This is a genomic window from Geodermatophilus sp. DSM 44513 (genome assembly GCF_032460525.1).
GTDB lineage: Bacteria > Actinomycetota > Actinomycetes > Mycobacteriales > Geodermatophilaceae > Geodermatophilus.
Genome location: NZ_CP135963.1, coordinates 2,163,960 through 2,175,535, shown reverse-complemented (window position 1 = coordinate 2,175,535; position 11,576 = coordinate 2,163,960). Strand labels below are relative to the sequence as shown.

Here is an 11,576-nt window from a genome sequence, read left to right as displayed (position 1 = left end):
GCGTCAGCCGTGGGTGTGGCCGTCGTCGGTGTGCCCGGCGCCGTCCGTGGTGGTGGTGCCGGTCGGGGGCTCGGTGCTGCCGCCGTCGGCGACCGTCCCGGCGCGGGCCGTGAACTCGGCGGTGCGCACCACGTCGCCGTGCTGGAAGTCCAGGAACAGCCGGTAGTCACCGGCCGAGGGCGCGGTGGCGTAGAAGGTCACGTCCGGGCCCGGCTCCGTGGTGCCGTCGCCGGGCTCACCGGCGGGGTGCACGTGCAGGTAGGCCAAGTCGCCGGCGCGCAGCGCCACCAGGTGGCCGTAGGCGGCCAGGTACGGCTGCAGGTCGGTGACCGGCTGCCCGTCCCGGCTGACCGACAGGGTCAGCTCGGACTCCTGCCCGGGCTCGAGCCGACCGTCCAGGGTGACGGTGTACCCGTCGACCTCCGCGACGGTGGCGGGCTCCGGCAGGGGGCCGGGGGCGTACTGGCCGGCCACGTCCACGTCGGCGCCCAGGGTGAGCGCCGGGTCGTCCCCGGCGGGGTCGAAGTCGGCGAACACCCGCCAGCTACCGGGGGTGAGCTCCAGCGGGGTGCTCCAGGTGCCGTCGGCGGCCAGCTCGGGGTGCACGTGCTGGAAGCCGGCGGTGTCCCGGCGCACGGCGATCAGGTGCAGGTCCTCGTCGTGGGAGGTGTCGTAGGCGGTCACCGGTTGCCCGTCGGGGCCGAGCACCCGGAAGGAGAGGGGGGTCGCCGGGCCGGCGGCGAGCTGTGCGGCGTCGAGGTCGAGGGCGTAGCCGTCGCGGGCCACCACCAGCCCACCGGGCAGCTCCTCGGCCGCGTCGGCGGTGGGGGTGCCGCCCGCGGGGACCGACGTGGTGCCGTGCGCACCGCCGTGGCCGTCGCCGGCGCCCGTGTCCGTACCGGCGCCCGTGTCGTGGGGCTCCTGCACCGGGCCGATCGGCCCGACGGCGTTGCCGACCCCGGCGGCCGCGCCGAAGACGGCGACCAGGCCGAGGGCGAAGGCGCCCAGCTTGGTGGGGGTGTTCATGGCGTGGTCCCTCCCTGCCGGCGGCGCCCGTGGGCGCCGGGGTGTCGCCCTCCCCGCGCCGGTGCGGCGCGGGGAGGGCGGAGTGCGTCGGTTACCGGCCGGCCACGGAGTAGCCGGCCTCCTCGACGGCCGCGGTGATCGCGGCGTCGTCGATCTCGGAGTCGCTGGTGACGGTCAGGCCGCCGGTGGTCAGGTCCACGTCGACGTCGGTGACGCCGGGCACCTGGGTGACCTCCTCGGTGACCGAGCTGACGCAGTGGCCGCAGGTCATGCCGACGACGGTGTAGCTGGACGTGCTCATCTCGGGTGGGTCCTCTCGATCATCCGTGCGGGGGTGGGTGGTGTCGGTGCGCGGTGCCGTCCCGTCCGGGGCGGCCGCCGCGCTGCGTGCGGGAGGGCTGACGACCCTCCCCGCGCGCCGTGGATCAGGAGCGCACCAGGCGGGCGATGGCCTCGGAGGCCTCGCGGAGCTTCTCGTCGGCCTCCCGGCCACCGGCCTGGGCGGCCTGGACGACGCAGTGCCCCATGTGCTCGTCCATCAGGCCGAGGGCCACCGACTGCAGCGCCCGGGTCATCGCCGAGATCTGGGTGAGGATGTCGATGCAGTACTTCTCCTCCTCCACCATGCGCTGCAGCCCGCGGGCCTGCCCCTCGATGCGGCGCAGCCGCTTGAGGTAGTCGTCCTTGCGGTGGATGTAGCCGTGCTGGCCGGCCTGCTGGGCGCTCTCCACGTCGTCTCCTCCTGCGGGTGCTTCCTGTCCGGCCAACACATTACCCCCCAATGGTATTTCTGCCAGCCCGTCGCCGACACCGTACCCCCCTGACGTACCAACCCACCATCGTCCGGCTCGCCCACTCCTCGGCCACCTCGTGCCGACAGGTGGGTCACACCACGGTTTCGTTGCGTGTCCATGCGGTTACCACCGTTCATGCGTCCTGCGGTCGAGCAATGGAGCAGTGGGACACGCAGCTCAGGTCGGGGGTCGGGGGATGCGCGGATCCGCGCGGCGGGCTCTCGTCCTGTGGCCGGTGGTCCTGGTCGTCCTCGTGTCCCTGTGCTCGTCAGGGTCCGATCCGCACGACGTCCCTCGAGACGCCCACGGTGTGGTGCTGGTGACCTCCCACAACGCCGACCCGGCGTCGACCGCCAGGGACCAGCACGGTCCGACGTCTCCGCCCGGAGCACGGGGTCCCCACGTACAGGCATCGGTCGACACCGGTCACCACGTCGGGACGCACGGTTCATGTGTCGAGGCAGGTCTCCTGCCGAGGACCGGCTCGCTCGCCACCGGCACGACCGCCCATCCCCCGGCCGGCTCCCTCGTCCTGTCCACCGGAGCGACCCCACCGACCGCACTGGCGAGCACTGATCCCACACCCGGAGGCCCCGAGCGGGCAGCACCCCCCGGTCCCCAACGCCTGTTGCTGCACTGCCTGTCCCTGACCTGAGGCTGCCGCGCTGACCTCGCCGGCTGCCTCGCCGTCGCGTCCCGGAGGTCCCTCGAGTGGGCCGCACACCCGCCCGCTGCCCGCTCGGCCACAGAGCCGCGTCCGGTCCGCCCCCGGACCGGCGTGGTGACGCCTGCCATCGGCGCACCTCCCGGGGTCCTCGCGCGAGGGGTCGTGTCCCGTACCGACTCCCACGGAAAGCGACGTCCATGTCCTCCCGATCCACCTCCGCGTCGACTCGGTCCGACGTGTCCGCGTTCGACTCGGCACTCACCTCCCTGCACTCGGCGTCAGCCGTCCCGGCTCCACCACCGCAGGCCAGCCACCGACTGCCGACTCTCGTCGGCAACACCCCCGTGCTGTGGATCCCCACACCCGCGGACCCCGCCGGACGGGGCTTCTGGGCCAAGCTCGAGGGCGCCAACCCGGGAGGGATCAAGGACCGCCCCGCCCTGCACATGATGACCTCCGCCCGGGCCCGCGGGGCCCTGCGCGAGGGCGGGATGGTGATCGAGTCGACCAGCGGCACCCTCGGTCTCGGGCTCACACTCGCCGGCCTCGCGCTGTCCCACCCGGTGACCCTGGTCGCCGATCCCGGCCTGGAGCCCTCGGTACGCCGACTGTTGGCCTCCCGGGGCGCCCGCGTCGAGCTGGTCGACGAACCGCACCCCACGGGCGGCTGGCAGGAGGCCCGTCGGCAGCGGGTCGCCCAGCTGCGCGCCGAGCACCCAGGCTCGTGGTCCCCGAACCAGTACGACAACCCCGACAACGTCGCCGCGTACACCCCGCTCGGGCTGGAGCTGGCCGCCCAACTCGGGCGCATCGACGTGCTGGTCTGCAGCGTGGGCACCGGCGGGCACTCGGCCGGCACCTACCGGACCCTGCGGCCGCTGTTCCCGAACCTGCGCCTGGTCGGCGTGGACACCGTCGGGTCGACCATCTTCGGCCAGCCGGCGCGGACCCGGCTCATGCGCGGTCTGGGGTCGAGCATCCACCCGCGCAACGTCGCCTACGACGCGTTCTCCGAGGTCCACTGGGTGGCGCCGCACGAAGCGGTGTGGACGGCCCGCGCCCTCGCCCGGTCCCACTACGCGTCCGGGGGCTGGAGCGTGGGCGCGGTGGGGCTGGTCGCCGGGTGGGTGGCCCGCACCTCGCCGCCGGGGACGCGGATCGCCGCGGTCTTCTGCGACGGGCCCCAGCGGTACCTCGAGACTGTGTACGACGACGGCTACTGCGCCGAGCACGACCTGCTCGACCGCCCGCCCGCGACCGACCCGGAGCAGATCGAGCACTCCTCCGCGCGCGAGGTGACCTCGTGGACGCGCTGCACGACGGTGGTCGACCCGACCGACCCGTCAGCAGGAGCGCACGAGTGAGGGGCCTCGCGGGCCAAGTCCGCTCCTTCGACCGCAGCGTCCAGCTGCTGATGGCCAACCAGTTCACCATCAACCTCGGCTTCTACATGCTCATGCCGTTCCTCGCCCAGTACCTGGCGGGGACCCTCGGCCTGGCCGCCTGGGCGGTGGGCCTGGTCCTGGGCGTGCGCAACTTCAGCCAGCAGGGCATGTTCCTGGTCGGCGGGGCCCTGGCCGACCGGCTGGGCTACAAGCCGCTCATCGTCGCGGGCTGCACCCTGCGCACCGTCGGGTTCGGCGTCCTGGCGGCCGTGGAGTCCCTGCCGGCCCTGGTCGTCGCCCTGGCGGCCACGGGCTTCGCCGGCGCGCTGTTCAACCCGGCCGTCCGGGCGTACCTCGCCGAGGACGCCGGGGAGCGTCGGGTGGAGGCGTTCGCGCTGTTCAACGTCTTCTACCAGGCCGGCATCCTGCTCGGCCCGCTGCTGGGTCTGGCGCTGACCTGGGTGGACTTCCGGCTCACCTGCCTGGTGTCGGCCGCCGTGTTCGCCGTGCTTACCGTGCTGCAGGTGCGCGCGCTCCCGGCCCGTGGCGCGACCGGTGAGGCCGCCCCGGGGCTGGACCGGTCGCTGTGGGGGCAGGCGCGCGTCGTGCTCGGCAACCGGGCGTTCCTCCTGTTCGCCGCCGCGATGACCGGCTCCTACGTGCTCTCCTTCCAGGTGTACCTGGCCCTACCCCTCGAGGTGCGCCGCCTGGGCGGGGACGGGGGCGTCAGCACCATCGGGGTGGGCCTGCTGTTCGCCGCGTCGGGCCTGGTCACCATCGTCGGCCAGACCCGGGTGACCGCCTGGTGCCGGCGCCGGCTGTCCGCGCCGGCGGCGGTGCGCGTCGGCCTGGTGGTGATGGGGACGGCGTTCGTGCCGCTGCTGGCAGCGACCGCCGTGCCGGTGCCGGAGGGCGCCACCGGACGCGCGGTGCTGGCGGTGGCGCCGGCGCTGGCCGCGGCGGTGCTGCTCGCGGTGGGCACCATGGTCGCCTTCCCGTTCGAGATGGACACCATCGTCGCCCTCGCTGGCGGTCGGTGGGTGGCCACCCACTACGGGCTGTACAACACCGTCGTCGGGGTGGGCATCACCGTCGGCAACCTGGTCACCGGTGCCGTCCTCGACGCAGCCCGAGCGGCCCAGCTCTCGGCCCTGCCCTGGGCGGTCCTGGTCCTGCTGGGCCTGGTCAGCGCAGCCGCAGTACGTGCCCTGGACCGAGGGGGCCGGCTGACCGCGGCGACGCCGACCCCCGCATGAGCCGGGACCGGCCGTCCCCACAGGGCAGGAGGACGCAGGGGACGGTCGGTCATGCGGGGCGGGTGTCGGTCAGGGACGCGTGGACGACGACGTTGTCGAGGTAGCTGCGTGACCGGTCGTCGAAGGCACCACCACAGGTGACCAGCCGCAGGGCCGCGTGCGCCGTGTCGCCGTAGACGTCGGCCGTCGGGAAGCTCGTCTTGGGGTGGCTCTCGACCCGCTCGACGGTGAAGACCGCGGCGGTGCCGTCCGACCGGGTCACCTCGACGGTGTCCCCGGGGACGAGTGTGCCGAGCCCGAAGAAGACCCCCGGCCCGTGCTCGGCGGAGTCGACGTGCCCGAGGACGACGGCCGGGCCGACCTCCCCCGGCGTGGGCGAGTGGCGGTACCACCCTGCCGGGGCGTCGGCGTCCAGCGGCGGGACCTCGACCGTGCCGTCGGGGTGCAGCCCGAGCTGCAGGAGGTCCGACGTCACGCCGATCGCCGGGATCTCCAGCCGCACCGGGACGGCGGCAGGCAGCGGGGGCACCGGCTGCGCGGGGGCCGCCCCGCCCCGCGCGACGGCGGTGAGGGGGGCATGGGGCGCCGTCGCCGCCACGACCGGCGGCCGAGGTGCACCACCGCCCGCGCCGACCCCGGAGAGGACGAGGGCGACACCGGCCAGGACGAGCAGCACGGCCAGCCCGGCCACCGAGGGCCGGACCGTGCCGTGCTGCTCGTCCCCGGGCATGCGGCGAGGGCTCGCCGTCAGCTCTCGGCGGCGGGGCGGCGACGGAGCGCGACCACCCCGGTGGCCAGACCGATGGCGGCCAGGCCGCCGCCTGCGGCGATGAGCGTCACGTCGACGGAGTCCCCGGCGGTGCTGCCACCACCGGTCTCGGCCGCCCCGACGGGCACCTGCGTCACCTGGCCGCCCACCTGCTCGCGCAGCCGGTTCATCGTCGACAGCTGCTCCAGCTGCCCGTCGTGGATCTGCTGCTCGATCGCCCGGGCCTGGTCACTGGTGGCGCCGGGCAGCGCCGTGTCGGCCATCATGACCGCCGACACGTGGTGACTGCTGAAGGTGTCCAGCCACTTCGCGTCGAACGCCACGCCGCTCAGGCTGCGCAGCTCGGCCATCTCCTGCTCGGTGGAGGTCATCAGGGGCTCCTCCGTCTGGTGCGGAGCCGACCCCGACGCCGCGACGGCCTCCAGGACGGGGAGCTGCGACTGCTGCGACTGCTGCGCGGCCTGGGCGACCTCCCGGACCCCGGGGGTGGCGGCCTTCTCGATCGCCATCCGGGTCATCTCGATGCCCGTCCGGTGGTGCGGGACCATCATCGTGGCGAACCGGACGTCGGTGGGGCTGGCGTCCTGCACCGGCGCGGCCGCGCCCGACGCAGGCGACGACGACGGTGCCGGGGTCTCGTGGCTGTCGGCCGCTGCGTGCGGCAGCGCCCCGCCACCGATCAGCAGGCCCGTCCACGCAGCGGCGCCGACCGTCGCCACGGTCAGCCGGTGCGCGCGCCGCACCGGGGTCGAGCGGGTGGGGTACGAGGACACAGATCACTCCTGGGGGTCTGCGGCGGGCTGGGCCATCGCGCAGCCGCACGCGGGAGGCCGCTGCTCGGCCGCGACGCCCGCATACCCGTACGGATGTCGTCGATGGCACGCGACACGGTCGTCCACGAGGCTCGTCGCGGGTCGTCACTGCCCGCTGTCGCCACGACGCGAGGTCGTGGAGCTCGATGGCTGGCTGACCGGTCGGCCTCCTCCGACGACCGCCGCACCCCGGCGCGTGGATGATGGCCCGGTGCTGACCACCGAGAACCGGGGGGACGTCGCCGTCCTGCGCATCGAGCACGGTCGGGTCGGCGCCCTCGACGTGGAGCTGCTGGACGCCCTCACCGAGGCCGTGACCGCGACCGACCGGGCCGTGGTCGTCACCGGCAGCGGGTCGTCCTTCTCCGCCGGGGTGGACCTGCGCCGGGTCCTCGACGGCGGCCGGCCGTACACCGAGGAGCTCCTGGCGGCGCTGTCCCGCACGTTCCGCGCCGTGTTCGACCACCCGCGGCCGACGGTCGCGGCGGTCAACGGGCACGCCATCGCCGGCGGCTGCGTGCTGGCCCTGGCCTGCGACCTGCGGCTGATGTCGGGCGGACGGATGGGCCTGACCGAGCTGGCGGTCGGCGTCCCCTTCCCGACGTCCGCCCTGGAGATCGTCCGGCACGCGCTGGGCCCGCGTGCCGGCCGGGTGCTCCTCGGCGCGCAGGCCGGGGACCGCGAGCAGGCGCTCGCCCTCGGGATGGTCGACGAACTCACCGAGCCCGGCGGGCTGCTCCCCCGGGCGGTCGCGCTGGCCACGGAGCAGGCGTCCCGGTCGCCGGCGTCCTACCGGCTGGCCAAGGCCCAGCTCCACCGTCCCGCGAACGCCGCGATCGAGGCGACCACCGGTGGGGACGCGGCCGTCCTCGCGGGCTGGACCTCCGACGACACCCGGTCGCGGATCGGGGCCGCACTCGCGGCGCTGGCCCGGCGCTGAGGGCGAGCCCCACGCCCGAGGGCGCCGCAGCGGCGCTGCACGCGTCTCGCCTGCTCCCATCGAGACGTCCCTGCCGGTCCGGGGACGGGAGGCCGGACCCGGCCGGGTCCTGCCCGTGGGCCGGTCCTCGCGGGGCCGCCGTCGTCGTCCCTACGGTGTGCTCACGTCTCGTGCTCACGAGGTGCGCGCCCCCACTCGCCCCACGGAAGGGAAGTCTCGATGAGGATCGTCTCCGTGCACGAGGGCGTCGTCCCGATCAGCTCGTCCATCCGCAACGCCTGGATCGACTTCAGCGCGATGGAGAGCTCGATCGTGGCGGTGGTCTCCGACGTCGTGCGCGACGGCGAGCCGGTGGTCGGGTACGGGTTCAACTCCAACGGCCGCTACAGCGCCGGGGAGATCATCCGGCGGAGGGTCGTGCCGCGGCTGCTCGACGCGGACCCGGAGTCGCTGCTCGCCGAGGACGGCCAGCTGGACCCCACCCGCGCCTGGGACGTGGTGATGACCAACGAGAAGCCGGGCGGGCACGGCGAGCGCTCGGTCGCGGTCGGCGTGGTGGACATGGCGCTGTTCGACCTCGCCGCCAAGGTCGCCGGTCAACCGCTGTACCGGTGGCTGTCCGACCGCCACGGCGACGGCGAGCCCGACGAGGAGGTCTTCGTCTACGCCGCGGGCGGCTACTACGCGCCCGGCAAGACCCTGGGCGACCTGCAGGACGAGATGCGGCGCTTCCTCGACCAGGGGTACCGCGTGGTCAAGATGAAGATCGGCGGCGCGGACCTCCCCGAGGACCTGCAGCGGATCGAGGCCGTCCTGGAGGTGCTCGACGGTGACGGCTCGCGCCTGGCCGTCGACGTCAACGGCCGGTTCGACCTCGACACCGCACTCCGCTACGGGGAGGCCATCGAGCCCTACGGTCTGTTCTGGTACGAGGAGGTCGGCGACCCGCTGGACTACCGGCTCAACGCGGTGCTGGCCGAGCGGTACCGCGGCCCGATCGCGACCGGCGAGAACCTGTTCTCGCTGCAGGACGCCCGCAACCTCATCCGCTACGGCGGCATGCGTCCCGACCGCGACTACGTCCAGGTCGACCCGGCCCTGAGCTACGGCCTGACGGAGTACCTGCGGATCCAAGAGATGCTCGCCCAGCACGGGTGGTCCTCGCGGCGCTGCATCCCGCACGGCGGGCACCAGTTCTCCCTGCACATCGCCGCGGCCCTGCACCTGGGCGGCAACGAGTCCTACCCCGGCGAGTTCCAGCCCACCGGGGGCTTCGCCGACGACGCGGTCGTGGCGGACAGCCGCGTCGGGCTCACCGAGATCCCCGGGATCGGCTTCGAGGGCAAGGCCGCCTTCCACGAGGTGCTCCGGGCCCTGCACACCTGACGCGCCGCGGCCGACCCGGCTGCAGCCGACGGGGACCGCCGCCGCCCGGGCCCGCCGTCAGTCCTCGATCGACTGGTACACGACCGCCCGGAAGTCGGCCTCGGGCAGGTCGAAGCCGACCATGTGCTGGGTCAGCAGTACGCCGACGAGCTCCTCGACCGGGTCGACCCAGTAGTAGGTCTTCGCCGCACCGGCCCAGCCGAACTCCCCGGGGGAGCCGGCCAGTGCGCTCTGGCCGATGTCCATGGCCACGCGGGAGCCCAGGCCGAACCCGTAGCCGAGCGCCGGTACGCCGGCGAGGGCGTACGGGCGCAGGGCCGGTGCGAGGTGGTTGGTGTGCATCAGCTCGAGCGTCTTGCGGCCGAGGATGCGCGTGCCGTCCTCCGCCTTGCCCGTGAGCAGCATGGTCGCGAAGCGCAGGTAGTCCGACCCGGTCCCGAAGAGGCCGAGGCCGCCGCGCTGGAAGACGTCGGGGGCGTCGCTGGGGTAGGTCGGCTCCACGTCGCGGCGGCCCAAGTCGCCGGCGGCGAACGCGCCCGCCAGGGCGCTGAAGGTCATGTCCTGGGCGATGATGTCCGGCAGGCCGTACATGGCGGACAGCCGGCCGCGCGCGGACTCCGGCACACCGAAGGCCGTGTCGGTCATCCCGAGCGGTGCGAAGAGGCGCTCCTGGAGGAAGTCCCCCAGCCGCTGGCCCGAGATGACCTCGATCAGGCGTGCCGTGACGTCGGTGCCCAGGCTGTAGTGCCACATCGTCCCGGGCGCGAAGGCGAGCGGGATCGTGGCGAGCTCGTCGACGAGCTGCTCCAGCGTGCGCGTCGGGTCGTGCATGAGCCGCTTGGCGCGGTACTGCTCCGCGACCGGGAAGTCCTCGAGGAAGTCGTAGGTCAGCCCGCTCGTGTGGCTCATCACGTCGCGGATCTGCATCGGGCGCAGCGGTGACTGGTCCTCCAGCGTCCCGCCCGGACCGGCGATCTTCGTCGCCCCGAACGCCGGGATCCACTTCGCCACCGGGTCGACGAGCCGGAACCTGCCCTCCTCGAACAGCGTCATCAGCGCCGTGCAGACGATCGGCTTGGTCATCGAGTACAAGCGGTAGATCGTGTCCTCCGCCAGGGGCACCTCGGCTTCCCGGTCCTGCCAGCCGATCCGCCCCGCGTGCACGAGCCGGCCGCGGCGCGACACGAGCGTCGTGAAGCCCGGGTAGCCGCGCTCGTCGACGTACTCCTGCAGCGCGGGCGCGATGCGCTCGAGGCGCCGGGCGCTCATCCCCACCGACTCCGGAGACGTGAGCTGGGCGTCGACCTGGGTCATCCGGAGGCTCCTTCGATCGGGACGGGCGCCGACCATAGCGGCTGGGTGTCCGGCGGTCGCCCGGAGCGCGGGCACCCCGTGCTCGTCCGTGCGCGGCGAGGTCGGAGAGGGCCGCGTCGACCCCGGCAGCGGGCGTGGGTCGACCTGTGTGGGGTACACAGGCGGGGAACGCCGTCGCGTGCGCGTCGGCTCTCGGTGCAGCTGCCGGTACGACGGGGAGACAGCCACGGTGCACGGCGAGGACACGGAGCGACCGCACGACGGCGGGGACTCCGCCACCGGCGGGGGCGGCTCGCCGGGCTACCGGCACGACGCCCTGGTCTACGACGACGTCGACCAGCTCACCGCCATCGCCGCGCCGTGGCTGCTCGAGGGGCTCGCCGCCGGGGACGCCGCGCTCATCGCCGCCGGGCCGGCGACCACCGGGCCGCTGCGCGAGGCCGTCGGGCGCGACCCGCGGGTGGTCGTCGTCGAGCGGCACACCCTCTACCGGGCCCGCACCCCCAGCGCGATCACCGCGTTCCGCCGGTTCGCCGAGGAACACGCCGCACCCGGCCGCCGGCTGCGGGTCGTCGGGGAGACCGACTACGGCACCACGGCCGCCGACTGGCGGGAGTGGCAGGCCTACGAGTCGGTGATCAACGCCGCCCTGGCCCGCTGGCCGCTGTGGGGCCTGTGCGTGTTCGACGCCGCGCTGCCGGCGCCCATCCTGGACTCGGTCCGGCGGACCCACCCGCAGCTGGTCACCGCCGCCGGGCGGACGGTCAACGCCGACTTCCTCGATCCGGCCACCTACCTGCGCACGCTGCCGGTGCCCGACGACCCGCTGGAGGCCACCGAGCCGGCCCTGGACGACGACGTCAGCGACCACACCCGCCTCCGCCACGCCGTGCGCGGCCTGCTGGGCACCGTCGACGGGCCGGACGACGTGCTCGAGGACTTCCTCATGGCGGTCGACGAGATGACCTCCAACGCCGTGCGGCACGGGTCGCTGCCCGCGGGCCTGCGGCTGTGGACCGCGCCGGGCCGGCTGGTGGCCACCATCCGCGACTCCGGGTCCGGCCTCGACGACCCCTTCGCCGGCTACGGGCCCGCGCACGGGGACGACCTCTCCCACGGGGGCATGGGCCTGTGGTTGGCCCGGCAGCTGTGCGACCACGTCGCCATCCGGCGCGGCGCCGACGGTGTCAGTGTCCGGCTGAGCACCAGCTGGAGCTGACGGTCCCC

General features: G+C 74.2%; 11 protein-coding genes. 5 read left to right on the top strand and 6 right to left on the bottom strand.

Annotation, left to right across the window (positions count from 1 at the left end):
- Positions 1-3: 3 nt before the first annotated feature.
- From RTG05_RS10545 to RTG05_RS10535, 3 genes are all read right to left on the bottom strand, one after another.
- A complete protein-coding gene (locus RTG05_RS10545) occupies positions 4-1,026 on the bottom strand; it encodes a DUF8832 domain-containing protein (RefSeq protein ID WP_166528587.1) in 1,023 nt (340 codons plus the stop codon).
- A 91-nt stretch (positions 1,027-1,117) separates the two neighbouring features.
- Positions 1,118-1,327: a heavy-metal-associated domain-containing protein gene (locus RTG05_RS10540; protein ID WP_166528586.1), complete on the bottom strand. Its 210-nt coding sequence runs from the start codon at positions 1,325-1,327 to the stop codon at positions 1,118-1,120.
- Positions 1,328-1,451: 124 nt separating this feature from the next.
- Positions 1,452-1,757, bottom strand: coding sequence for a metal-sensitive transcriptional regulator (locus RTG05_RS10535; protein ID WP_166528585.1), 306 nt, complete (start codon positions 1,755-1,757; stop codon positions 1,452-1,454).
- A 966-nt stretch (positions 1,758-2,723) separates the two neighbouring features.
- Here RTG05_RS10535 and RTG05_RS10530 point away from each other — a divergent pair.
- Together RTG05_RS10530 and RTG05_RS10525 are read left to right on the top strand one after the other, a co-directional pair.
- Positions 2,724-3,851, top strand: coding sequence for a PLP-dependent cysteine synthase family protein (locus RTG05_RS10530; RefSeq protein ID WP_315912528.1), 1,128 nt, complete (start codon positions 2,724-2,726; stop codon positions 3,849-3,851).
- Positions 3,848-5,128, top strand: coding sequence for an MFS transporter (locus tag RTG05_RS10525; protein WP_315912527.1), 1,281 nt, complete (start codon positions 3,848-3,850; stop codon positions 5,126-5,128). Before RTG05_RS10530 ends, RTG05_RS10525 begins: the two co-directional genes overlap by 4 nt.
- A 49-nt stretch (positions 5,129-5,177) precedes the next feature.
- Here RTG05_RS10525 and RTG05_RS10520 read toward each other — a convergent pair whose 3' ends face one another.
- Positions 5,178-5,858, bottom strand: coding sequence for a class F sortase (locus tag RTG05_RS10520; protein ID WP_166528583.1), 681 nt, complete (start codon positions 5,856-5,858; stop codon positions 5,178-5,180).
- A gap of 17 nt (positions 5,859-5,875) precedes the next feature.
- Entirely contained in the window at positions 5,876-6,670 is a 795-nt protein-coding gene (locus RTG05_RS10515) for a DUF305 domain-containing protein (RefSeq protein WP_166528582.1), read from the bottom strand.
- Positions 6,671-6,920: 250 nt separating this feature from the next.
- Here RTG05_RS10515 and RTG05_RS10510 point away from each other — a divergent pair, with 250 nt between their 5' ends.
- Together RTG05_RS10510 and RTG05_RS10505 are read left to right on the top strand one after the other, a co-directional pair.
- Complete coding sequence (locus RTG05_RS10510) at positions 6,921-7,649, top strand: enoyl-CoA hydratase/isomerase family protein (protein WP_166528581.1); 729 nt, start codon at positions 6,921-6,923, stop codon at positions 7,647-7,649.
- Positions 7,650-7,868: 219 nt separating this feature from the next.
- On the top strand, positions 7,869-9,035 hold the full coding sequence (locus RTG05_RS10505) for a mandelate racemase/muconate lactonizing enzyme family protein (RefSeq protein WP_166528580.1): 1,167 nt from the start codon (positions 7,869-7,871) through the stop codon (positions 9,033-9,035).
- 57 nt (positions 9,036-9,092) lie between these two features.
- Here RTG05_RS10505 and RTG05_RS10500 read toward each other — a convergent pair whose 3' ends face one another.
- Positions 9,093-10,349 carry a serine hydrolase domain-containing protein gene (locus RTG05_RS10500; RefSeq protein WP_166528579.1) on the bottom strand — a complete coding sequence of 419 codons (1,257 nt, stop codon included), beginning with the start codon at positions 10,347-10,349 and terminating at the stop codon, positions 9,093-9,095.
- A 229-nt stretch (positions 10,350-10,578) separates the two neighbouring features.
- Here RTG05_RS10500 and RTG05_RS10495 point away from each other — a divergent pair, with 229 nt between their 5' ends.
- Entirely contained in the window at positions 10,579-11,568 is a 990-nt protein-coding gene (locus tag RTG05_RS10495) for an anti-sigma factor RsbA family regulatory protein (protein ID WP_315912526.1), read from the top strand.
- Positions 11,569-11,576 lie beyond the last annotated feature (8 nt).

What these genes read in the sequence shown, in the direction of transcription:
- RTG05_RS10545 (WP_166528587.1), bottom strand. Translation starts at nt 1,026, where the DNA reads ATGAACACCCCCACCAAGCTGGGCGCCTTCGCCCTCGGCCTGGTCGCC.
- RTG05_RS10540 (WP_166528586.1), bottom strand. Translation starts at nt 1,327, where the DNA reads ATGAGCACGTCCAGCTACACCGTCGTCGGCATGACCTGCGGCCACTGC.
- RTG05_RS10520 (WP_166528583.1), bottom strand. Translation starts at nt 5,858, where the DNA reads ATGCCCGGGGACGAGCAGCACGGCACGGTCCGGCCCTCGGTGGCCGGG.
- RTG05_RS10505 (WP_166528580.1), top strand. Translation starts at nt 7,869, where the DNA reads ATGAGGATCGTCTCCGTGCACGAGGGCGTCGTCCCGATCAGCTCGTCC.
- RTG05_RS10500 (WP_166528579.1), bottom strand. Translation starts at nt 10,349, where the DNA reads ATGACCCAGGTCGACGCCCAGCTCACGTCTCCGGAGTCGGTGGGGATG.